Genomic DNA, 24,626 nt, shown 5'->3' on the forward strand with positions numbered 1-24,626 from the left:
AAGGTACCCTCAATCTCAGCTATTGATAAGGAGTTCGTGTATGTCGAAGAGAATCGTTGGAATCTGTCTAACCGCGCTGTTTCTGGAACTTGCCGTGCTATTGGGTGCATTTGAACCCACCATCAATGCCTCCACTGGCACTACTACAGGGCCGGGTTCGGATGATGGTTCAAGGCCGGGGTTTCGGGGAATTGCGCAATTCCGAAATGAAGCCCAACTGTATGGTAGCCCCCGATATGGCGAGTCATTGGAAAAGATGGCGGCCAAAAATGCGCAGGTTGAAAACCGGAGGCGGGCAACGGGTTCAACGATATTGTCACTGATCCTGATTTCCGGAGGGCTGGCTGGGGCGATACTGCTGGCTGGTGGCCTGAACCTGAAAGGCAGTGTTGGGGTACTGGCGGCCAAAGGGGCCTTTTCAGTCATGGCCTTCACTCTGGTGTTTGGTGTGGCACGAATCGGGGATTTCTCAATTTTTGGGGTGAAGAAAGGTGCCGCTCCATCAAATTCACCTGTTCGACAGGGAAGCGCCGCCCCAGAATTTGACGCGTCATTTGAAATCGGCGGCAGCGGCGTTACCCAAATCGGAGGGACGGTGATTGACACCGCCGGCAATCTGTATGTGACCGGAGGCTTTCAAAACGCCGTTTATTTCAACACGACGCCTCTTCCAACCCGACTCAAAGCGACCCAGGATTATGATTTCTTTGTGGCCAAATTTAGCCCGGATCGAAAATGTCTGTGGGCACGCGTCGCCAACGGTTCTGATTCAATTGGACAAGGGTTGTCACTCGAAGGTGGTTTGACCATTACGGTGGATGCAACCGGCAATTGCTATGTGGGAGGCGGGTTTGTTTCTGTCCTGTCCTTTAAAAATGGGGCGGGACAGGAAGTGGCGACCTTGTCGGATTCCGGAGATGGCGTCAACACCGAGCCATTTTTGGTCAAATATTCGCCGGATGGAACCTTGCTCTGGGCCAGAGGTGGGAACAGTGGCAGCCCGCAATCTCCTGATTCATTAAATTCTGGAATTAATGGAGTGATTGATATTGTCCTGGACCAGCAAGGAAATCCATATGTGTGTGGAAGCTCTGCCGCCAGGCAATTCCTTGGACAACCCGTGCAACACAGCAGCGGGGTGGGCATTGTGATTGCTCGCATCAACCAGCAGACTGGCGAGCCAGTGTGGACGACAAGCGTGAGCGGGACTGACCACATTGGTATTCTGGGGTTGACGATAGACAGGGCTGACAATCTGTACGCGGTTGGTAACTTTGTGGGAGGCCCTGTGACCTTTCCAACTCAGCCTGGGCCAACCAGTTTCACCAATAACGACAATTTGGGTGAGAATACCTACATTGCGAAATATACAAAGGATGGGCAATGCCTGTTTGCCCGGCAGATCAAGGGAGCTACTATCGGATTTGATATTGCTGCCACTGCGACGGGTGAGTTTTACGTGGCGGGCGGATATTTGACCAGAGCCGATTTTGGAGGCTTTTCGTTGGAAAGCTCTGCCACTGGTGCGTCGGGGTTTCTGGCGAAATATAGTGCTGAAGGGGCACTGCTGTTTGTTCGGGAGTTTGGTAAAACTCGATACACCCGGGCCAGTCGAGTGATGATTGACCCAACTGGTACGGTCTATGTGATTGGAACGCTCGTGGGGGAAGCTGATTTTGGTACAGAAGGCCCGACTCCAACCTCGCTGGTTTCCCCAAATGCAGGAATGTTTGTGGCGGCTTACAATGCAGCCGGTGTCTTTCAATTTGTCAAACAGGTCATCGGTGCGAACAACTTGAGCTTGAATTTAATTGGTCGCAATGCGAATACCCAATTACTGGTTGAACCAATCAACGCGGCAATTCACCCGCTCACTGGTCAGTTGCTGATGTCGGGAGACTTTAGCGGCAGATTACCACTCGGCAGTTTTATCACGCTTGAGAGTGACGACCAGGATTTCGACGGTGATGGCGAAGACGACAGCACCGATTTTGATGGGGATGGCGAGGAGGATGATGACGAGGACAATGATGATGACGATGATGACGATGATGACGATGACGATGATGACGATGACGATGATGATGGAGATGGAGATGGAGATGGCGACGGCGGAGAAGAAGGTCGCCAGTCAAGTTCCGACCGCAACGGCTTTATTGGCTACATTACACTTCCAGCCGTGACAGTTGATCCACCAACCGCAGAACTGAGCTTCCCAAAAGGAGGTGAAACCTTCTTCACTGGGAGCAACCTCACAATCACCTGGACCTCGTTTGATAAAGGTGGGGTTGTTTCACACGATCTGACTTTATCCACTGATGGCGGCAGCAGCTTTGCGACCAGTCTAGCGACAGGGTTACCAGGGGCAACCCAAAGCTTTGAGTACCGAATTCCAGCCACGCTTCAAACCGAAACGGGTCGCATCCGTCTCACGGCCACCAATGGGGCGAGGTTGACCGCTCAAGCCGTAACTCCAGCTAATTTCAGAATCACAACCCAAAGCAATGATCAGGTGAAGCCCGTGGTGACCGTGGCCGAACCAACGACTGGGGCAACCTTTGTTTCATCAGTCGGCGCCCAGGTGCCAGTTTCCTGGACGGCAACCGACAATGTTGGCGTGGTAGCACAGCGTGTGAAGTTTTCCGGAACCCGCACCGGTTCAAGCTTCACCGAGACGGTGGCTTCGGGATTGCCAGGAACTGCGGTCAGTTTTGCGCTTCAATTGACCACGGGAGATGCCGTCAGTGGTGGTGCCGTTGTGGTCGAAGCCGTTGACGCGGCTGGAAATGTCGGCCAGGGAATATCTGGAGTTTTCACCGTTGTACCTGCCGGAGCTGATTCAGTGCCGCCAGTTGTTTCAACTGTCACCCTGTCAAAAACCAAGATTAAGCGGAAAAAAGACCCGAATGTTCTTATTTCGTGGCAATCGAGCGACAACACGGCTGTCACTGGCCACAACCTGTCATTTGCTGTGGATGGAACTGCATTTTCAACCACGGTTGTGACAGGCTTGCCAGGGACTGCTCAGTCGTTTACCTGGACCGTTCCCACCAGCGTACCCAAGACCAAAACCGGCAAGGTCAAGGTGATGGCAATAGACGCCATCGGAAACACGGGTGAAGCCGTGTCTGGAACGCTTTCGATCAAGTAAGTCTGGTGGGGAAGAGAGAGGTTTTTCACTACAGAAGAACACGGAGGAATATCCAAATGCCTCTGTGTTCCTCTGTGTCCTCTGTGGTGAGATTTTATGATTTGAAACTGTCGGTATTTCGCTCGGCCAGAGAAGATGCCGCACGGATGATTGATGATTTCCGGATCGCCGGAATGACCGCCGTCTGAAGTTCCACAACACTTGAAAAGCGCTGGGTCGGGTCTTTGGCAAAACATTTTTGCAAAACGGCGTCAAGTGGTTTGTTTTCGACTTTATTCCCTGGCAGATGGTAGGTGGAACGAAGGACCGAATTGAGCAATTCTGGGTAATTTTTGCCTTCAAACGGACGGCGACCGGTGAGCACCTCCACAATCAACACGCCGACTGAAAAGAGATCGCTTCGTTCGTCGGTGGCGCCGCCGGTCAGTTGTTCGGGAGACATATACCCAAATGTTCCCATCACCATCCCCGGTGTTGTCAGGCTGCTGGGGGCGGTTGTATTCATCAACCGGAATTTCGCCAGCCCAAAATCCAGAATCTTGATCTGGGTTTGGCCGGAGCGGGTTCGAGCCAGGAAAATGTTCTCGGGTTTCAGGTCGCGATGGATTACTCCAGCTTCATGAGCTGCCTTTAATCCTTCCAGCAGTTGATTAACCCATTCGGCCACAGTGGTTGGATCAAGTTGCTCGCTCTGGGTTAATTTCTCACGGAGCGTTTTTCCTTCAACAAGTTCCATTACCAGATAGGCGCCGGTGCTACCAAGCAGCCCGGACTGATACACCGTGATGATATTGGGATGATTGAGACGGGCTGAAGCGCGGGCTTCGCGTTCAAACCGGCGTAACGCTGCATCGCCTCCAAGCGCGCTGGTCGTCATTACTTTCACGGCAACTGACCGGCCCAATCGTAAATCTGTTGCCTGATACACCGCGCCCATTCCACCTTTTCCAAGCAGACGTTCAAGCCGGTACTGGCCATCAATTGTGCGTTCGACCGGCACCGTTGAGACCAGCATCGCGTTATCTTTGGGGCAAAGCTGATCTGAAACATCAAAGCAGTTACCGCAGATTGGGCATTCCTTCAACAAATTGACCTGATTTTGTTCCAGGCGGGAAAGCACTTCCCGGTTGAGGGTTTGTTCCTGGCCAACTTTGTGTTTGAGCCATTCGATTTGATACACGCTTGCCATGTGTTGCGCGAGGGTTTGGAGTAATCGCTGGTCGTTGTGGGTGTAGGGTTGTTCAGATTTTTTTTCTCCAAGCATCATTAGCCCGACCAGCATTCCATCTGGTCCCTTCATTGGCACCAGCAATGTAACCTGCAAATCTTCCAGCCACGCCTGTTCCCAGGCCGGGAGTCGAGTTGAGGCTGGAAAAGGGAATTTACGCACTGAGGAATGACCTTCCATCAGACTCAGAACCCGAGCTGAATCAGGGATATACAGTTTCTTCGAATCGCTGCCGGATGAATATCCAAGTGTCAGGATCGTCGAGTTGGGGGCCCGATAGAACACCTGAATATGTTTGGGATGCAGGGCGGCCTCGACGCTGCGGCTGACACGGTGGGCAATTTCAGTTGGTGAGGTCAGTTCTTTGACTTCGCCAATCAATCCCAACAGGATTTGTTCGCCGTCATAGGCTTCACGAAAAAAACGCCGGTCAATCCAGTGGCGTAACGGGGTTCGGAACTGCAGACTGAAGGCCGTCAATACAACCAGTACCGAATACACTCGGTTTTGAAACAAAAATTCAGCAATCGTCCGATGGGGGTTGGCGGCGATGCTATAGATCAATCCGATGACTGGTAAGGCCAGGATCACTTGAAGCACATTTTTCGCCAGCAAGTATTGAAGGCCCAGCCGAAGGACGACGCTGATATCAAAGACTTTATGTTTGAGAATCGCATAGGCGGTTGAGAAGGGAATGGCAATGGTGGCGAGATTGGCAAGCAAGGTTATCCACCACACCTGGCTCAGTGGCCTGGGGAATAAAAAAACATTGAGGAGAGAAGAAAAAAGTAAGGGGAGAAAGGCGATCAGCGTTCCATAGATAATCCATTGGATTCGTCGCCGCTGATCCAGTTCCTTTTCTAGCCGATAATTGCGGAAAACTACCACACAGATCATCACAAGTGAGGCTGAATGCACGAGGCCCTGCAGTTGAAACGCCAGCGGCCAGAAATCCATAGTCCGGTAGTTAAAATCGGCCAGTGCCAGTGGATCCAGGAATTTACCGCTGTTAAGCCACCACCAGACGAGTGACAGACACAGGGCTGAACCATAAAAAAAATACTGGCAGGCTGTCCAAAATTTTCCACGAGGGACTGTGGTCGGAAACCGGTAATAAAAATGAAAGGCCAGCGCGGTTTGGAGTCCAATCAGGTTATGGGCCGGTGCCCAAAATATCCAGCTTCCCCCTTGCAGGAAAAACATTTTGGTGGAAAGCGTGTTTTTCAAAAAAGTAATTGCCGCCACGAGCAGGGTGATGCTCCCCAGTCGGGCCGAAAATCCATCAGGCTTCAGGGTTCCAATACTCAGCCCAACGCCAAGAAACACCACACCAATCAGGAACTGCATCACCAGAAGGGGCGATATCTGGTGAGTGCGGGTGAGTTTACTGGTCAGGGAAAATTCTTTTTCCTCTCCATTCTGGATCACACGAATGGTGTATGGTCCACCGAAGGGCTGTACCCATCTGAGGTATCCGGGACCGTAGGTTGCAACTCGGGGCTCACGATTGATGGCCACTAGCTGGTCGCCGGTCTGGAGTTTCCCGGCTGCTGGACCTTGCGGATCAACCTGACTGACCTGCCAGCAACCTTTGGGTTGCTCGACGGCTGACCATCCCGTTTCCAGTTGGAGCGGTCCAAGCCGATAAAGCTGAACCGCCGCAAAAATGAAATATCCGGCCAGAATGATTCCAAAACCGCAGATTCCCCAGAAAAAAATAGGTTTCGCCGGTTTCGCTGATGTTCTATGACCTGGTGATGGGGAAGAAACAACTGGTTGGGCTACGACTTCGGCGGCGACATCGCCGGGTGGCGATTCAATAAAATCTTCCGCTTCAGATTCAAACGCTAGAAGCTGTTCGACTTTCTGGCGCAGCCAGAGGTCATCACCGCATTCTTTCGCCAGAAAGACTGTTCGGTTCTCGGGGTTGAGATCAAGCGCCGACTGACACAGTCGCTCGATTTCATCCCAGCGTTCAGGTTTCATCGGGTGCTCCTTTGAGTTCGGAGAGCAACCACAATTTGGCCACCCGCCAGTCCCGTTTGACCGTTTCAACCGAGATTTTCAATACCTCAGCCGTTTCCTCAAGGCTCATTCCACCGAAGTAGCGAAGTTCGACAATCCGGCTTTTGCGCTCGTCAAAAGCTGCCAGCCGGGTCAGGGCTTCGTCGAGTGCGACCAGTTCGGCATAGCGTTCACTTGAAACCAGAGCGGCTTGATCGAGTGAAACTTTCTGGAAATCACCGCCCCGCTTCTCAGTTTTTCGGGCCAGGGCATAGTTCACCAGGATATGGCGCATGGCGGTGGCGGCCACGGCAAAAAAGTGGGATCGGTTTTGCCAGTGAACATCCGATTGACCGGCGAGTTTCAGGTAGGCTTCGTGAATAAGCGCGGTGGTTTGCAGCGTGTGGCCGGTTGGCTGGCCGCTCATATAGCGCCGGGCCATCTGGCGCAGCTCGTTGTAGACCAGCGGCATAAGCTGATCCAATGCTGCCTGATCGCCACGGTTCCAGGCTTCGAGCAATGCCGTGACTTCCAAAGGGGGAGAAGCCATGAGCCGTCCTTTTCAGTTTTAGGGAGTGACTGGAACTACCGATTCACCGCATTTGACCCATCGTTCGCTCAAATTTGAGTGAACGATGCGTCTGAACCAGAGAAACGTCAATGGTTTGATGTATTGAGGAAGACAACGAATTCTTCGAGCGATGTTGCCAGAACTGCTTTTTGGTGCAGAAACACCAATTGATCTTCGTCCTGGATTGCCTGGATGGTGGTGACCAGAGTTGGAGCCAGTTCACCAAATTTCAATTTCAGGGTGAGTAAAAGCATTTCAATTTTGGATTTGATCCGGCCACGGGCTTCACCACGGGCTTCACCACGGGCTTCACCACGGGCTTCACCACGGGCTTCACCACGGGCTTCACCACGGGCTTCACCACGGGCTTCAGCAAAACGTTCAATACTTGTCACATACGGCATATGGTGTTGCTCCTCGTACTCTTCTAAATCTCGTTGAAACTGGTTTTCCAGATCGGTCGGCAATTGCATAAACCAGTCAATCAATCGAAACAGTTTTCGAACTTCATCCGCCGAATATCCCCGTTCATAGAGCGAACGAACGATACGAAATTTCCATTCGCGGCGTGATTGAGGTTCTTGTTTGGTTTCAAGGGTTTTCAAATGCGCCAGCACAATTGGCGCAAAGCGATTCTGACTTTGTTCAAGCCCGTCGGGGTTCAGTCTGATGAGTTTGACGGTTGGAAACTGGACGACCATTCTATATCCCCAGAATGACCATCCAAATTCCTTTGGAACCCATTCTGGATTTGAGTCTCCCAGCACGACCAGGCTCACGACGTGTTTTCCGAATTCATCAAACAATCGGGCGTCAAACCGAAAAATCCGTTCGGGGAAATCTGCTTCCCACTGGCTTTGAACCTCAACATGAACCAGTACCCAGCGTTTCACGCCATCAAGTGTCTGAACTTCCTTGAGTTTATCCGCCACCTGGCGACCCATTTGGGCGGTTGCCGTCACTTTCTGAAATTCCTTATCACGTGATTGAGGCGGGATGCTCCAGTCAATCCCGTCGTGGACCATTGGGAAGAGCAATTCCAGAAAATCTTTGAAGTATTCGTCGAGCGCCTCTTTCCAGGGACTATCGTAATCGTCACGAAATGATTCGGTTTCCACAAGGCAGTCCTCCTGATGGTTCTTCTCCGGAAGAAGAAAAGGATTACAGAATTGGTTTTCTCATTTTCCTGTCAGAAAAAAACCTTGTCAATCCAGCCAGTTGCGTGTAAGTAAAAGCCTTTCTGACACACGGTTCCTCCATCGGTTTTTCAACCATTGTTCCTCACCAAATTCAATTGGTTCGCTTTGGGGTTTCGGCCAATCGCTGTCTGGTCGTCCCTCACTGGTCACATTCTTCCAAAATCCACACATTCAAAGGAGTTCCCTTGATGACCAATTTTTTTCGGAAGTTCATTGCGGGATTGCCACATACCACCGTTGTTTGGCTGGGTCTTTCGATCTTATTTATTTCTTCACCGGTTTGGGCTGACACCACCGGCGTGATTGTGGGAACGGTTCGGGATCCGCAAGGCGCGGTGATGGGGGGTGTCACCGTCACCGCTCGCCAACCAGCGACGAATCTCACGCGCACGACCGTAACCAATGAAGATGGGAACTTTCTATTTTCGGCCATGCCGATTGGAGAATATGAAGTTACCGTCGAGGCCACCGGGTTTCAAAAACGAACCGGTTCCATCCGGTTGCAAATCAGTCAGGAAACACGGGTTGATTTTACCCTCTCTCCGACCATCGAAGATGTGATTGACGTCCAGGCACAAAGCGAGATTTCCACCGAAACCGCAACCGTCAGTACCGTGATAGACAACCGAAAAATTACTGAACTCCCGCTCAATGGGCGCAATTTTCTCCAGCTTGGGGCACTGATTCCCGGCGTGGCCGTGGCTGCGGGCGGGGGCGGTTCGGAAGGCGGTTCCTATGTCGGTGCCTTTAGCGTCGGTGGTCAGCGTGACCGGGCCGCCAATTACCAGCTTGATGGCGCTGACAACAACCAGGGAATCAACAACAACGCGGCGGCCTTTGTAAACGTGGATGCCATCCAGGAATTCACCATTATGACGAGCACCTTTAGCGCTGAATTTGGGCGTAACTCGGGCGCAGTGGTGAATGTGGCGACCAAATCAGGGTCAAATGATTTTCACGGGACGTTTTTTGAGTTTTTCCGCAACAACGTGTTTGATGCCCGCAACTTCTTTGAAAACGCCGGCAATGCGCCGGATTCAAAGTTCATCCTGAATCAGTTTGGTGGTGTTTTAGGTGGGCCGATCAAACGTGACAAGTTGTTTTTCTTTTTGAGTTATGAGGGGATCCGGTCACGGGTGGGAAATACGATTTTCACCAATGTTCCTACCCTTGAGCAGCGCACAGCAGTCAATACCGGTGTCCTGGACGGCGTTCGAATTGACGTGGACCCCGTGGCGGCCCGACTGCTGCAGCTCATTCCGCTTCCGAATGCGGCTTCGACGTTTGGAAATTTCATTTCAAACGATCCGATTCGCAACCGAAACGACAACGGATTGATCCGGGTGGATTACATCAAAGGGCCGCACGATACGATCAATGCCCGTTACCTGATCAACGACCAGAGTCAGTTTACGCCAGTTCAGTCGTCGTCTGGCACCTCAAGCGGTGCCTCCCAGGTGCCGGGATATGGGTTGAAGACAACCGTCCGCACCCAAAATTTCACGCTCGGAAGCACTCATTTATTTTCTTCAGCCACCGTCAACGAAGCCCGGTTTGGTCTTAACCGTGTGTTTGACTTTTATGAGGGCGAAGACCGGACCAACCCGGCGCCACTCGGGTTACCGACCAATCCGCTGGACAGCCGCAATATCGCCCTCCCGCAAATTGTCATCTCCGGGCTGTCAGGGATCGGCAACAGCAATATCTATCCGTTTGGCGATGGATTAACGACGGCCCAGTTTCTCGATACGCTCACGCTCTCACGTGGAAACCATACCCTCAAGCTGGGGGCTGATGTGCGACTGGCCTATGTCAACGGGTTTCAGGACTTTAGCTTTTCAGGCACCGTCAGCTTTGACGGTGCGGTGAGCGGTATCAGCCCGCTCTATGATTTTTTGCAGGGCACACCGTCACCTCAGACCACCTTCATCACGCGTGGATTGACGGCACCGCCGATCAGGCAGCAAAACTACTATTTCTTTGTCCAGGATGACTGGAAGGTTCGCACCGGGCTGACCTTCAACCTTGGGTTGCGCTATGAACTCAACACCGTCCCAACCGCCAGTGGCCGATTGACCAATTTCACGCCGGACCGGGGTTTCTTCAATGATCAAGCCGGGCTGTTTGACGGCGATCACAACAACTTTGCGCCGCGAATTGGGTTTGCCTGGACACCGTTTGAATTTGGAAGAACGGTCATCCGTGGTGGCGCCGGGATGTTTTATGACCTGGTTTTTGCCAATGTGCCGTTTAGCCTGACCTTTAATCCACCAGCTTCGGTCCAGTTTTATCCGTTGTTTGGAACGGATCCAGAACCGGGTCAGCTTGGTTCCGTCTTTGCGGATATTCCGCAAACTCCAGATTTTGAAGATGCCGGGCCGGCGTTGATTACGATTGACCCGAAACTCCGCACGCCCTATGCCTTTCAGTGGAATCTGAATGTTCAACAGGAACTGGGCAATGGGCTGGGGTTTGAAATCGGATATTACGGCACCCGTGGCGTCAAACAGGTTCTCAATCGTGACATCAATCAGGCGGTCTTTTTCCCTGGTGACTCCAGCGTTTCAAACATCTTTGATCGCCGACCAACCCAGTTGAGCGGCAACACCTTTTTGCTCAACGGCGTGGATGTCGGCGGGATTGATTTGATTCAGCAGCAGGAAGCGTCGGCAACTTCGATGTATCATTCGCTCCAAACCCGACTGAGCGGACGGCTGACCAAAGATTTCTACTTCTTGACCAGCTACACCTGGGCGCATTCGATTGACAATGCTTCAGATATCTTTGGATTTACCGGGAGTTCGGGCTTTCCACAAGACAGTAACAACCTGCGAGCCGAACGGGCTAATTCGCCATTTGACATCCGGCATCGGTTCACCAGTAGCTTTACTTTTGATTTGCCGTTTGGGCAGGGAAAAATGTTTGGTTCAAAAGCCAGTCGAAAGCTTGATCTGGTCATTGGCGGCTGGCAGGTCAACGGCATCATCACCGCGCAAACGGGCCAGCCGTTTTCGGTTCGACTCGGGCAAGACGTGGCGCTTGACGGCAATCCACTCAACGAACAGCGTCCAAATGACATTCCGGGTGCCTTCGTTCCGGATGGAAAGGGCGGCCTGCTCTTGACGGTTCCAGTCGAACGTCTTATTCCGTCACCTGGTACCTATGGGAATCTGGGCCGAAACACGTTTCGCGGTCCGAAATTCGTCAACTTTGATTTTTCGGTGTTTAAGGAGTTCCGGTTGAAGGACGATATCAAGCTTCAGTTCCGTTCAGAATTCTTTAACCTCTTCAATCATCCGAACTTTGCGTTGCCGGAAGTCAATTTGTCATCACCGACGTTCGGCACCTTTTCACGTACCCCGGATGTGGCAGCGGGCAGCCCTCGGATTGCCTCTGGCGCCCAACGGGTCATTCAACTGGCCTTGAAGCTGACGTTTTAGGGCTGGAAAACCCAGGGCTGAAGACATCGGGCGGAAGACTCGCAAGCTCGGGGCAATCGAAGGGATGAGGGATGAAGCCAAGGGATGAGGGATGAAGGATGAGGGATGAAATAAAACCAATTCTTCAGCCCTGAGCCCGTTTTCTAGGGATGAGGGATGAAGGATGAGGGATGAAATAAAACCAATTCTTCAGCCCTGAGCCCCAAGCCCCATAAGCGCCAGGATAAGAAAGCTCGTGCTCTTTCCGGTGGCATTCAATGATGTTCTTGTCGGGGTTGGGTCTCGTTCTGGCCGGGTCCGTGGGCTTCGCACCACGGCTATTACACGACGACCCTGCGGGCCTAAAACCCGGAAGTATTGCTCAGGGGATGACCTGACCTGGGCAAATCCAGAGTTGAATGATTCCGACTGGAAGACGGTTGATCTCGAAAAAGCCTGGCAACACCGCAATTATCGGCAATTTTCAGGGTTCGTCTGGTATCGCCAGACATTTGAATTCCCCTGGCATCCTTCTGAATTAGACCGCCATAGTCAACCTGGAATTTCAGTCGGGGCGATTCATTACGCCTGTTATTCAGTGTATGTCAATGGGCGATTGATCGGTCAATTTGGTGAATTGCCCCCCAGGATTGAGTATAAGCCACCACAACGGGTGGTATTTTCAATTCCTGATGAGGTACTCAAAGCTGGTTCGAAATTTGTGGTTGCGATCCGAATGTGGCGCAACCCGGAGTACGGCCCGGTGGCCACAAGTTTCGTTGATATTCGCCCCCCCATGCTGATCATTGGATTTTCGGCGCCCTTGCAGTTTCGGGTTGACTCGCTCACTCAGCAGGAAGAACTGGCTGAATTGTCAAAGCTCGTGGCGGCGATTGTCTTCTTTCTGGTTGGCCTCTATCACCTCCAGCTTTTTCAACGGCGTCCTCAACAACGAGAATATCTCTGGTTTGGCCTGCTGACGCTTGGGGCCACAGCCAACATTTTCTTCCTTTCAATCTGGGCCGGGAAATTCCTGACACCACTGGTGGCTTTTTCCATCGGTCGCGCTGCCATCCATCTGACTTTTGTCCCGTGGATTATGTTTTCCTGGTTGATGTTTGAGTGGAAGCCGAATCGCTGGGTGCGGGGGTATCTCTGGTTTCAAGGTGCGCTGGCCGGATTGACGCTCCTTTCACCACGCTTGATGGGCGTTGAAGTTGGGAACTGGCCGGTTTACTCGTTGGTTCCGCTCTTGTATGTCTGGCTGTATTTGATTCCTCGGGAGGCGCTTCGAGGGAACCAGGAAGCCCAAACCATTTGTCTGGGGTTGTTGTGTCTGGCTGCTACCCGGATCTATCAGTTACTGGGGGTTTTAGAACTGGTGCCATTCCAAAATCTGGTCCATTGGGGATTTGGCGCCCTCATCATTGCCATGTCGGTGTCACTCTCCAACCGGTTTAGCCGGGTCCATCAGGAACTCGATTCACTCAACCAGGAGCTTGAAAACAAGGTTAACCAGCGAACTGCCGAACTGGCTGAAACGCTGGATCGGGTTCAGGTTTCAGAACAGCAAGCCCTGCACGCACAACAAGTTGCCCTCGAAGCCAATCGTGCTAAAAGTATTTTTCTGGCCAATATGAGCCACGAATTGCGCACGCCGCTCAATGCCATTCTGGGGTTTGTCCAGTTGATGCGTCGGCGGGAGCGCATTGACCCGGAAAATCGCAAAACCCTTGATATCATTTCACGCAGCGGCGAACACCTTCTCGCATTGATCAATGATGTGCTGTCCATTTCCAAAATTGAAGCTGGTCAAATTACCTTGAATGAAAAATCATTTGATCTGGCGCGATTACTGGGCGAAATCGAAGACATTTTTCGAATGCGGGCTGAGACAAAAGGAATCGAACTCCTGGTGGAACATCAAACACTCCTGCCAGCTTATGTTTTTGGAGATGAAGGTAAATTGCGGCAGGTTCTGATCAATTTACTCAACAATGCACTGAAGTTTACCGAAGACGGAAGCGTTCGATTAATCGTGGGTTGGGAACAAAACCGGGCAGTGATCGAAATTACGGATACCGGATTTGGAATTGCCGCTCAAGAAATTCCAAAATTATTTGAAGCCTTCTCCCAAACCGAAAGCGGCCTGAGAGCCAAAGAAGGCACCGGGCTTGGGCTGGCGATTAGTCGCAATTTCATCAGGTTAATGCATGGCGAAATCGAGGTCTCAAGCGAGCTTGGAAAAGGAACGACGTTTCGCTGCACCCTTAGTTTACCCAAAACCGAAACTCCGGCTGAAGCTCAACTCCGTCCAAGCCTGGTCGTTGGGCTGGCGGCTGACCAACCAGGGTATCGAATCCTGGTCGTGGACGATGTCGTCGAAAACCGGTTGTTACTGTCAACCTTGATGAATCAGGTGGGGTTTCAGGTGCGGGATGCCGCCAATGGCCAGCAGGCGATACACATTTGGAAAGACTGGCACCCCAATTTAATCTGGATGGACATCCGCATGCCGGTATTGGGTGGTGTGGAGGCGACAAAGGAAATCCGACGATTGGAAGCCTTAGGGCCGCGTGAAAATAATGGATCTCGAACGGTCATCATCGCGCTGACCGCCAGTGCCTTTGAGCAGGACAAAGAGAAGATCCTGGTTGCGGGATGCGATGATTTCATCACCAAACCGTTTCAAGAAGCCACACTCTTCCAAAAAATGACTGATCATCTCGGCGTCCAATTTCTCTATGAAGACGAGATCATTTCAGGTTCACCCGATGAACTCTCGGCCACTTTTCTGGAAGACCAGCTCCAAACACTCTCGGATGAATATTTTAGTCAGCTCAACCAGACTTTGCTGGAAGGCCATACCGAAGGAGCACTCAAGGTCATCCATCAATTCCAGCCAGACCATCCTCACCTGGCCGCTACGTTGAAAAAACAAATCAAAGCCTTTCAAATTGATGACATTCTCACGGCGCTCGAAAAGGTGCAGGCTCAGAAGACGTGAAGCCGGGTTCCGGGTTCCGGGTTCCGGGTTCCGGGTTCCGGGTTCCGGGTTCCGGGTTCCGGGTTCCGGGTTCCGGGTTCCGGGTTCCGGGTTTTCGAAACCAAGAACTAGCCACTAACCACTAACCACTAACCACTAACCACTAACCACATTCTTCATTCTTCATTCATTTCATCCTGGCCCTTCAAAAATCACAAAGGCAACGGCATAGCGTTCGGTGTGGGAAATGGAAAGATGAAGCCGCGTTCCGCCTTTTTGCTGGAAAATCTCCAGCGCCAGCCCATGCAGGGCCAGCGTCGGGGGGCCGTTGATGGCGGAAACAACCTCGACATCGTGCCAGCTCAACCCACGTGACCAGCCCGTGCCAAGGGCTTTGAAGGCCGCTTCTTTCGCCGCAAAGCGCCCGGCGTAATGCTGAGCGGCTCGGACTTTAGGGTCGCAATAGAGAATTTCCTGATCAGTAAAAATGCGATTGCGAAACCGGGCCCCGTGCTGAGTCAGCGCACCAGCCATCCGTTCAATTTCAACGATGTCAATTCCATTTCCTAAAATCATATGAAAGCTCAGGTTCAGGGTTCAGGGTTTGGGGTTCAGGGTTCAGGGTTTGGGATTCAGGGTTCAGGGTTCAGGGTTTTCGAGCAAATATCATCTTGTCACCTTGTCACCTTGTCATTTTGTCACCTTGTCACCCTGTCATCTTGTCACCTTGTCATCCTGTCACCTTGTCACCTTGTCACCCTATCACTTTGTCACTTTGTCACTTTGTCACCTTGTCACCCTGTCATCTTGTCACCCTGTCATTGAGTGGTCACTTTTTCAACCGGTGGTTCCGAAGGCTGAAGTTTGATTGGAAGTTCCACGCGGAAGGTCGCGCCTTGATTGAGCGTGCTTTCAACCCAGGTTTTGCCACCGTGAAGGTCAATCAGTTCTTTCACAATCGCCAGGCCATTTCACAAAGAGTTTGGCCTGATCCTCTGGGCTCAATCCTGGGCCTTCATCCCGGACTGAAAAAACAATGTGTTCCTCGCGTTTTTCGAGCCAGATCCAGACTTCTTTGCCTTGAGGAGAATATTTCAGGGCATTGCTCACCAGGTTATCAAAGACGGTTTGAATGCGAGCTTCATCAATTTCAGCGGTCCAATCCAGGTTTGGGTCGGCTTCAAAGTGGATCGTTATCCGTTTGGCTGCTGCATGGGTTCGATTATCGTCAATAACAAATTGAGCCAGTGCGCGGAGACTGGCAGGTTCTTTCTTCAGTTTGAGTTTTTTGCCTTCGAGCGCCGCTGTGTCGAGCAGGCTGGAGATAATCCCAAGCATCCGTTTGGCTGAGGTAAAGATTGACTGGGCCATATCAACCGTCGTCCGACGGGAGTTCGGGTCAATCGAAAGCAGCTCCGCATAGGTCATGATAATGGTCAGCGGGTTTTTGAGGTCATGCGCCGCAATCCCCAGGAACTCGGTTTTCATTTCGTTCAACAATTTGAGTTCCAGATTTGCCACTTCAAGCGATTGATTGGTGATTTCAAGTTGTTGTTTTTGGTGAAGAACTTCGGCGGTTCGTTCTAAAACCAGTTTTTTCAAATGAAGCGTGCGCAGGTGAAGCGTGCGCACGCGAAGAAAAACAAAGCCAACCACCAAACCTGACCCAATCACAAGATAAAGCAAAAATGCCCACCAGGTACGCCAGGGGGCGGGCGTAATTTGAAACACAACCTCAATCGGGCCGGTGACATTCCCGGCATAATCCTTCCCCCAGGCTCGGAAGACATATTGACCAGCGCCAAGGTTGCTGTATTCACGGTCATAATCGGTTGACCAGGCGGTTGGTTTGGGATCAACACCAACGAGTTGGGTTTGGTACCGCGTTTCAGCCTCGCGCACAAAGCACAACAGGGCAATTTCAAATTTGAGTTGATTGTGGGTGTAATCGAGTATCAGCGGATGACTGGTTGAATATTGGGTTTGAGCCAGATTGAGTTCATCAGCGGAAATCACCAGCCGTTCAAGGGATAATGGTTTGCGTGTCGAGTCAATCCATTGCCGGGTTGGATCAAGAACCGCCAGTCCCCTGGTGGTGGCTGCCCAAATGCGGCCTGTTGTGTCCACCTGACCCGCCATTCCATTACACTCATTGCCCGGCAACCCATCAACGGAGGAGAATTCTTCAATCGAGAGATCTTTTGGATCCAGGGTTGGAATTTTGAGCCGAACGACGCCGCGAATGGTCAGGCCATACACATCACTGGTGCCGCGCTGGAACAAATGGTAAATCACACTGCCGGAAATGGCCGGAGTCGTTTGTTCGGAGACCACAGTTTTAATCGGCGTGGAATTTGACAGCCCGGAACCTGGGTCCAGGCCCAAAATCCCGCCTCCGTCAGTTCCAATGAGTAAGTAGCGGGCACTGGACTTCAATTTGACCTCAAGCAGGCTGCGAATGTAGTTTTTCTTGAGGCCAGTCCGGGCGTCACGTTTGGTCCACGAGCCATTGAGAAAACACCAGAGTCCATCAATGGTGCCCACCCACAAGGCGCGTTCACCCGTTTTGGTTTGAGTCTCCAAAAGCGACCGCACCGAACCAATGGTGGATTGTTTGCCTGGGGATACGGGCATCCAGGAGTTTCCAGTAAATCGTGACAATCCGCCTCCGGTGCCAGCCCACACGGTTTTTTGGTCTCCGCTGGTGGTTTCCACCAGACAAAAAACCACATTGTCGGCCAGGCCGTCGGCGGTGGTAAAGGTCGTCCAGGTGCCATTTTGCCGCCGAGCCAGACCATTATTGGTTCCAACCCACAGGACTGGTTGACCGGTGGTGTCTTGTGTTTCGAGCAAACATCGAATCTTATTGCTGGGAAGATCGGAGGTTTCAGTAAAAACCTTCCAGGAATGATTGGAATAGTGGAGCAGTCCATCGCCGAATGTCCCAATCCAGAGCACTGGTTCCCCAGACGGCGACTGGGAATGCAGCATGCATTGGAGGCGATTTTTGACCAGGTTGGACGGGAGGGTCACGTTTTTCCAGGCTGGTGATTCCAGTCGAGAAAGTCCGCCATCTTCCGTTCCAACCCAGAGGGTCGAACTTCCAGTTCCCTGGGAAGAGACCATCAGATTTCGGACCAGATTGCTCGGCAGACCGGAAGCCGTATCAAAAACCGTCCAGGTTTCATGAAAAAACCGCGCCAGCCCCCCACCAAGTGTCCCGGCCCATACCACCGTCTCTCCGCTGGCCGTTTGCGTACTGGCGAGGCTGTAAACCGAATTGCTGGGGAGCCCAGAGCCCATTCGGTAGGTGGTCCAGGTGCCAGTGACATATCGCCCAAGCCCACCGGTTTCAGTCCCAACCCACAACACCTGATTGCCTTGTGGATCAGTGGTTTCCAACAAGGCCCAGACTTTGTTATCCGGCAATCCCTGGCGGGTGGTCACGGTTGACCATTTTCCATCTCGAAGACAGGCGAGTCCTCCGCCATCGGTCCCAACCCACAATGTCCGTTGACCTGAAGGAGACAGGCTGTCCAACAGACACAGCACTTTATTACTACTCAACCCGGAGGAGGTGTTATAAGTGACCCATTTCCCTTGATCAAAATGAGAAACTCCGCCGCCATAGGTTCCTACCCATACCGCTCCGCTGCCTTTGGGTTGACCCGCCTCGGGAATAATACAGTTGACGTTGTTTCCGGCTAATCCATTTTTGGTGTTAAACAGGATCCAATTCCCATTCTGTAAGCGAGCCGCTCCGCTGTCCCGAGTTCCAAACCACAAACTTTGATCACTGGTGGCACACAGGGCATTCTGGTTGATGATGTTGGAATTGACTTCGTCTGGAAGTGAAACTCGACGCCAGTCGCGACCATTGTAAAAGGCCACCCCATTTTGGGTCCCAACCCAAAGTCGCCCGGTATGGTCCATCGCCATGGCATGAACCAGGTTTTGTGGAAGCCCATCCTGGTCGGTAAAAGTCGAAAACCGAATGTTATCGGCAGCCAGCAGTTCAGAAAATTGGGGTTGGGGATTTGATGAGGGCGCAACAGAGGGGGCCAGGGGCGGTAGGTGTGGGTTTGCCTGGACGACCAGTTTCAGAAGAGAGACCGAAAAAAGACCAACCACAAGCCACATCACCACAAACCGGCTTCCCAAGAGTGGGTCCCGCCGCAGTTTAGGGGTGAAACAGGCTGGACTTCTGGCTGCGGAAAGCTGGATGAGGGGGGAGACGCCGGATTGAGGCATATGCAGTCGTTTGAGTCATTGGAGGTAGCCAAAAACCGCGTGGTACATCGTCACAGGTGGTTGAGGGAGCTCACTAAGGGAACCTGGACTGACAGGTGGAAGATCAAAGGGGGAACCTGATGACTCTCAAATAAAAAATCAGTCCCCAATCCCTCACTTCCAGGCCCCACCTAGACCCGGTGCATCGCGTGAAACAGATCTTCCCGTTGGACATAGGCTTTGACGCCGAGTTGGGAGGCTTCGGTTTTTAATTTTTGCTGCAAATCAGTCAATGATCCACGGATGGTGCTGATATCCGCGATCAGCATCATGGCGAATTTTCCCCGGAGAACAGTCTGGTTGATATCAACAATGCTGCATTCGGCATCCGCCAAAACTCTGGCCACCGCCGCAATGATCCCGGCGCCGTCCTGTCCAAAAATGGAAATGACAGCTCGATTACTGCCGCCTGTTTCGGGTGAAGACCCTGATGCCATCGGCGACATGGCTGGTGAGGGAGCGTCGGTGAGGGCTGGCCGGATCGAGCGGAAAATATCGGTTACCATATCTTCGACCAGGGTGCGGTCAGCATATTGGCCAAGCTTGCGATACACAGAGCGGGTAATTTGATAAATGATTTCTTCGTCTTTCATGGCGCAACCTGAATGAAATGTGATGGAGTCACCACAGTGCCAGATGGTTTGGTGGTCCTGGTGAGAGGGGGGAAACGGCAACGTTGAGCGAGAGAAATGAAATCAACGGGCGCTATGCTAACTTAACTCGTCTGGTTTTGTCATGAAAACTTCGGACTGAACAAATCAGGGCTGAGGGCTTGGGGCCATAAGCGCCAGGATAAGGAAACAAAGCCCGATCTGGACAAGGGGACACGGGGACAAGGAGAAAAAATATTCTCCCGCTCCCACCGTCGGGAGGAGGATCTCCTTGTCTCCTTGTCTCCTTGTCTCCTTGTCTCCTTGTCTCCCCTGCTCCTCGTCTCAAACAGGCCCACATTTCCTTATCCTGGCGCTTATGGGGCTTGGGGCTGAGGGCAATCGAAGGGATGAGGGATGAAGGATGAGGGATGAAAGAAACCCAATTCTTCAGCCCGCCTTCTTCAGCCTGCCCTTGCTCACGAGTTTGGTCGGGAGTAAAATCAGCGAGTTTTCCAAAAGTCGTTCTCCCCATCCAGTGTATTCCAACTTCGACCGGCTCTGAGGAGCTGTAACACTTAGAACAACCCATTGGTTCAGTCTGATCCGGTCAGTCCTTTCTGGGCTGATTTGTTTTGGGTTGATAGGTGGTTGGGTTTGTTCAGTTTGTGAGGAGTGAGCGTATTTCAACTCTTGAAGGCAATACCCTTGGTCTCAAAGCAAGCCAGATCAAGCGTCTCGAAAAACTCTATCAACGACGATTGTCACCGCGAGCCCTGGTCACCCAGGAATTTGCGCGCCAGTTAACTGAAATTTCATCTGAAATCCGCCGACAAATCGGGGCTTTGATCAATCGGCAAGGTCAGGTTGAATATGTCATTGTTGGCGATGCCAAAGGGATTGTCATTCCGGATTTAAAACGTCACCGCATTGGTCAAGGGCGATTTCGCGGCCTTCGATGTATCCATACCCAGCTTTCTGGTGAAGGACTCACCCAGGATGATTTGACCGATCTTGCCTTGTTACGGCTGGATATGATGGCTGTCTTGAGCATCACCCCGGATGGGTTACCGGGGTGGATTGAGGCCGCCCATTTACTCCCAGCCTCTCCGAATCTGGCCTCTCCACAACTCCCCCCGCCAACTGATCCACTTGACGATTTGCTGACTGAGACCACCGCTTCATCGGCTGAGGGTGCCGTCGGGGAACTCAATTCAGCTCCCTGGGCGATCCTTCCCAAAACGCCACCCAGCCAGTTGTCAGTTGATTTTCTTGAACTGATTGACTCGCTTGAAGCTGAATTTGCCCGCACAGCAGGGAAACGGGGGGCGAAAGACCGACGTGACCGGGCCATTTTGGTGACGGTCACCACCCAAAGTCTGACACAGGCCCAGGAATCAATTGAAGAACTCCATGAACTGGCCCTGTCAAGTGGGTTGGTGGTGGTGGATATGATTCTCCAAAAACGCCAGCAGCTTGATCCCCGAACCGTGTTGGGAAAAGGCAAGCTCCAGGAGTTGATCATTCGCAGTCTTCGCCAGTCCGCCGATATGATCATTTTCGACCAGGATTTGTCACCGTCCCAGGTGCGATCAATCGAGGGCGCGACCGACTTAAAAGTGATTGACCGAACGCAGCTCATCCTCGACATTTTTGCGCAACGGGCACAAAGCCGGGAAGGGAAGATCCAGGTTGAACTGGCCCAACTCAAGTACCTGCTGCCCCGGCTCACTGGAAAAGGGGCGGATATGTCACGGCTGGAAGGTGGCATTGGGGGACGCGGACCTGGGGAAACCAAACTGGAAGTGGATCGCCGGCGGGCACGCGACCGGATTACTGCCCTGGAGCGTCAGTTGGAAGATGTGCGCCGAATTCGAGAGGCCCGCCGAGCCAAACGGTCACGCCGTGGATTGCCCGTCGTTTCCATCGTTGGATATACAAACGCAGGGAAATCAACGCTTTTAAATACATTGACTTCGAGTGAAGTGCTGGCTGAAAGTCGGATGTTTGCCACCCTTGATCCCACCAGCCGACGGTTACGACTCCCGAGGGAGCGTGAAATTATTATCAACGACACCGTGGGGTTTATTCGGGACTTGCCGGAAACCTTGATCGCTGCCTTCAAAGCGACCCTTGAGGAACTTGAAGACTCAGACTTGCTGGTCCATCTGGTTGATTGCCATTTGCCTGATTTTGCCCATCGGATTGAGGCGGTCGAGCGGATTCTGGCGGAACTCAAGTTACATAAAATTCCCCGAATCCTCGTCTTTAACAAATGTGATCTGGTTGATGCCGAACAGGTTGAAAACCTCTGTGTTTCCAACCAGGCACTGGCAATTTCCGCTGTTTCCCCTGAAACCCTGTCTCCTTTGCTGGATGAGATTGATCATCGGCTGGCAGAATCCGGCAAATCCGCCTTGGTTCCAGTCTTTAGTTCGGAGTATGTTGTGGAGGAGTAGTTATGACACAGTCTGGTTCTGATTCTCCTCGACCAATCAGCGAGCGATTTCAATTTTTCCAACGGCGGCTCAAGCGTCGGTGGATATCGCTCAGCGAGTATCTGGGGACCCGCCCTGCCAAAATTCTTGGCTTCCTGCTGACCATCACCCTGATTACGACCCTCACTTCCGGGTATTCATTTTTCTCTATTGAAAGCAAAATCAGCGGCGGGATTGTGCGCAGTGATTTAATTGCACCGGAAGATTTTATTCTGGTTGATCAACTGGCGACGGCTGAACGTCAAGCCGAAGCCCTCGCCCAGGTACCACCGGTGTTTGAGTACGACCCGTTGTTGAAAAATCAGATTCGAAGCCAGATTATCAGCGCCTTTGATAAGGATCGAATGACATTCTTCGACCGGTTAAAGGTTGAACTGGGTGAAGCGGACTTTACACCGGCTCTGGCTTCCTCCGCGAAGTTCACCTCCTTTGCTCAAAAACTGGCGACTGAAACTCCGACTCCGTTTACTTTAAGTTCTGACCCGCAGGTCCTTGAGTATCTGGTGAGGCAGGGGTTGAGTGATGAGATTGAAAAGGAACTGAACCAGCTTCTTTCAATGGCTATGAAAGATTTTATTTATCCTGATACTGATGTCGCGAAGGCCCAGCCGCGTCGGTTGATGTACCAGGATAAAATTACCCAAACCCAGCATGAGATCCGAGGGCGCAATGCCCTGTCAGTTTCAGCGGCGCTCAATCAGGTTAAAGAAGCGGTTGACTCGTTGCGGAGCCTGTCTCCGACTGGAAAAGAAGTCTATTTAAAACTGGTGCAAAGTTTGCTCCAGCCCAATCTGAGATACAGCGACGCGCTGACGGAGATGATGCGGAAAAAGGCAGTTCAGTCTATCCCCGATGTCAGCACTGCTTACCGTCGAAATCAAATTATTGCCCGCGCCGGAGATCCGGTTACCCCGCACATCCAGGCAGTTGTTTCCCATTTGAGCCAAAAACAACACTTCCATCACCCGCTTCGCCGATTTATCGGCTTATTTGGGATTATCACCATTTTGTTATTTGCGCTCTACAAATTTACCGCCCATGCCCGGTCTGATCTGCCATTGCCGACCGACCGTGCCTTTGCCTTGATTTGTGTGACTCTAGTGGCCCAAACCCTGCTGATCTGGTTAGGGATTAACATCAGCCGGAAATTTGGTGGCACTGCCGGGATGTCAACCGACCTGAGTTTATATGAATTTGCGATCCCTTATGCGGCGGCGACCTTGATTGTCGCCTTGCTGCTGGATGAAAACCTGGCCTTGCTCTGTACGTTAGTGGTTGGACTTCTGGCTGGTGTGATGACAGGCGGCAGTATAGAACTCTGCGTTTTTGCAATTCTGAGCGGAAGCGCGGCAGCCTATAGTGTCGGCCAGTATCGCCAGCGAAACACCATCATTCGAGCGGGTGTGTTTGTTGGAGGGATCAATTTATTTGCCGTGGGGGCTGTGATCTGTATTGGCGGGAGCAGCACCATGATCAACAATACGCTGTTGACCATGTTGTTGTGTGGGATTGCTGGTGGCTTGATCACTGCGGCGTTTGCCAGTTTTGCGGTGCCGGTGTGTGAAACGATGTTTGGCATTCTGACGGATGTCAAATTGCTTGAACTCTCCAACGCTGATTTGCCTTTGTTGCGGGAGCTGGCCATGCGGGCACCTGGAACCCAGCAGCATTCCGTCATGGTCAGCAGTCTGGCCCAGGAAGCCGCTGAGGCCATTGGTGGGAATGCGTTGCTGGTTCGCATCGGGTGTTACTATCACGACATTGGGAAGCTCCTGGCGCCGGAAATGTTCATCGAAAACCAGGGCGGCGGCCCCAATCCACACGACAAAATGGAACCACGTCGCAGCGCCAGTGTGATCACCGGGCACGTTCGCAAAGGGATCATTATGGCCCGCGAAGCCAATCTTCCCAAGGAAATCATTGATTTGATTCCGCAACATCACGGCACCCGCAAACTCCATTATTTTTTCAATAAAGCGTCAGAGCGGGCAGTCTTGCGCGGGGAGCCGGTTGATGAAACTGACTATCGCTACCCGGGACCCAAACCCCAAACCAGGGAAGCCGCGATTGTGATGATGGCTGATAGTGCCGAAGCCGCCGCGCGATCACTCGATGAACCAACCCCAGAAAACATTGGACAGATTGTAAAGCGGATTTTGGATGACATCATTGCGGATGGTCAGTTGGATGAATGTTCAATGACCATGCGAGAAATCACGCTGGTTCGGGAACAGTTGGTCCGAACCCTGTGCAATATCTACCACCATCGGGTTGTATATCCTGGTTTTAATAGCAGTTGTGCTGATTCCGAAGAAATCGGCCTCTGTATGATCACGTCAGACGAGACAGAACGAATTGAGCCTGCCGAAACGGCATTAGATCCTGAACCGGAACTGGCCCCAGCACCTGCCAATATTTCCTCTGCCGCCCGGATTCCCAGTCGGTTAAAAACGGGCGAAATCCCCCCAATCCAGGGCATTACCCGCGCTTGAAGAATGAAGAAGGTGGTTAGTGGTTAGTGGTTAGTGATTAGTTTTTGGTTCTCAGTTCTTCTTCGAAAGCATTGATTTCTAACCACTAACCACTAATCACTAATCACTAATCACTAATCACTAACCACTAAATGGCTTCTTCACTCCGCATTTTTGGACCCATTGCTAGGCAAAGACGTTGAAGGTGTACTACACTGC

The 24,626-nt window shown here is 52.0% G+C and carries 12 protein-coding genes; 5 read left to right on the top strand and 7 right to left on the bottom strand.

The window, feature by feature from the left end:
* Positions 1–40 precede the first annotated feature (40 nt).
* Positions 41–3,151 (top strand): hypothetical protein, encoded by a 3,111-nt coding sequence (locus HY774_00535; GenBank protein ID MBI4746946.1) that lies wholly within the window; start codon positions 41–43, stop codon positions 3,149–3,151.
* A 94-nt stretch (positions 3,152–3,245) separates the two neighbouring features.
* On the opposite strand, the gene HY774_00540 is transcribed toward HY774_00535, so the two are convergent.
* The 3 genes from HY774_00540 to HY774_00550 all read right to left on the bottom strand — a co-directional run bounded on the left by HY774_00540 (position 3,246) and on the right by HY774_00550 (position 8,072).
* Entirely contained in the window at positions 3,246–6,365 is a 3,120-nt protein-coding gene (locus HY774_00540; protein MBI4746947.1) for a protein kinase, read from the bottom strand.
* Positions 6,355–6,933 (bottom strand): sigma-70 family RNA polymerase sigma factor, encoded by a 579-nt coding sequence (locus tag HY774_00545; GenBank protein MBI4746948.1) that lies wholly within the window; start codon positions 6,931–6,933, stop codon positions 6,355–6,357. Before HY774_00545 ends, HY774_00540 begins: the two co-directional genes overlap by 11 nt.
* A gap of 107 nt (positions 6,934–7,040) precedes the next feature.
* Positions 7,041–8,072: a transposase gene (locus tag HY774_00550; GenBank protein ID MBI4746949.1), complete on the bottom strand. Its 1,032-nt coding sequence runs from the start codon at positions 8,070–8,072 to the stop codon at positions 7,041–7,043.
* 269 nt (positions 8,073–8,341) lie between these two features.
* Here HY774_00550 and HY774_00555 point away from each other — a divergent pair, with 269 nt between their 5' ends.
* Together HY774_00555 and HY774_00560 are read left to right on the top strand one after the other, a co-directional pair.
* Positions 8,342–11,593: a TonB-dependent receptor gene (locus tag HY774_00555; protein MBI4746950.1), complete on the top strand. Its 3,252-nt coding sequence runs from the start codon at positions 8,342–8,344 to the stop codon at positions 11,591–11,593.
* Positions 11,594–11,828: 235 nt separating this feature from the next.
* Positions 11,829–14,579: a response regulator gene (locus HY774_00560; GenBank protein MBI4746951.1), complete on the top strand. Its 2,751-nt coding sequence runs from the start codon at positions 11,829–11,831 to the stop codon at positions 14,577–14,579.
* Between the two features lie 171 nt (positions 14,580–14,750).
* On the opposite strand, the gene HY774_00565 is transcribed toward HY774_00560, so the two are convergent.
* From HY774_00565 to HY774_00580, 4 genes are all read right to left on the bottom strand, one after another.
* A complete protein-coding gene (locus tag HY774_00565; protein MBI4746952.1) occupies positions 14,751–15,134 on the bottom strand; it encodes a holo-ACP synthase in 384 nt (127 codons plus the stop codon).
* Between the two features lie 242 nt (positions 15,135–15,376).
* Positions 15,377–15,514 (bottom strand): ATP-binding protein, encoded by a 138-nt coding sequence (locus HY774_00570; protein MBI4746953.1) that lies wholly within the window; start codon positions 15,512–15,514, stop codon positions 15,377–15,379.
* Entirely contained in the window at positions 15,498–18,809 is a 3,312-nt protein-coding gene (locus tag HY774_00575) for a hypothetical protein (GenBank protein MBI4746954.1), read from the bottom strand. Before HY774_00575 ends, HY774_00570 begins: the two co-directional genes overlap by 17 nt.
* A 170-nt stretch (positions 18,810–18,979) precedes the next feature.
* Positions 18,980–19,441, bottom strand: coding sequence for an ACT domain-containing protein (locus tag HY774_00580; protein MBI4746955.1), 462 nt, complete (start codon positions 19,439–19,441; stop codon positions 18,980–18,982).
* A gap of 680 nt (positions 19,442–20,121) precedes the next feature.
* Between HY774_00580 and hflX the strand changes: the two genes are divergently transcribed.
* Both hflX and HY774_00590 read left to right on the top strand, forming a co-directional pair.
* Positions 20,122–21,897, top strand: a complete 1,776-nt coding sequence (gene hflX, locus HY774_00585; GenBank protein ID MBI4746956.1) for a GTPase HflX — start codon at positions 20,122–20,124, stop codon at positions 21,895–21,897.
* Between the two features lie 2 nt (positions 21,898–21,899).
* Positions 21,900–24,428 (top strand): HDIG domain-containing protein, encoded by a 2,529-nt coding sequence (locus HY774_00590; GenBank protein MBI4746957.1) that lies wholly within the window; start codon positions 21,900–21,902, stop codon positions 24,426–24,428.
* Positions 24,429–24,626 lie beyond the last annotated feature (198 nt).

Source organism: Acidobacteriota bacterium, assembly GCA_016208495.1.
In the GTDB taxonomy this organism is placed as follows: domain Bacteria; phylum Acidobacteriota; class Blastocatellia; order Chloracidobacteriales; family Chloracidobacteriaceae; genus JACQXX01.

What these genes read in the sequence shown, in the direction of transcription:
- HY774_00535 (MBI4746946.1), top strand. Translation starts at nt 41, where the DNA reads ATGTCGAAGAGAATCGTTGGAATCTGTCTAACCGCGCTGTTTCTGGAA.
- HY774_00540 (MBI4746947.1), bottom strand. Translation starts at nt 6,365, where the DNA reads ATGAAACCTGAACGCTGGGATGAAATCGAGCGACTGTGTCAGTCGGCG.
- HY774_00545 (MBI4746948.1), bottom strand. Translation starts at nt 6,933, where the DNA reads ATGGCTTCTCCCCCTTTGGAAGTCACGGCATTGCTCGAAGCCTGGAAC.
- HY774_00555 (MBI4746950.1), top strand. Translation starts at nt 8,342, where the DNA reads ATGACCAATTTTTTTCGGAAGTTCATTGCGGGATTGCCACATACCACC.
- HY774_00565 (MBI4746952.1), bottom strand. Translation starts at nt 15,134, where the DNA reads ATGATTTTAGGAAATGGAATTGACATCGTTGAAATTGAACGGATGGCT.
- HY774_00575 (MBI4746954.1), bottom strand. Translation starts at nt 18,809, where the DNA reads ATGCCTCAATCCGGCGTCTCCCCCCTCATCCAGCTTTCCGCAGCCAGA.
- HY774_00580 (MBI4746955.1), bottom strand. Translation starts at nt 19,441, where the DNA reads ATGAAAGACGAAGAAATCATTTATCAAATTACCCGCTCTGTGTATCGC.
- HY774_00590 (MBI4746957.1), top strand. Translation starts at nt 21,900, where the DNA reads ATGACACAGTCTGGTTCTGATTCTCCTCGACCAATCAGCGAGCGATTT.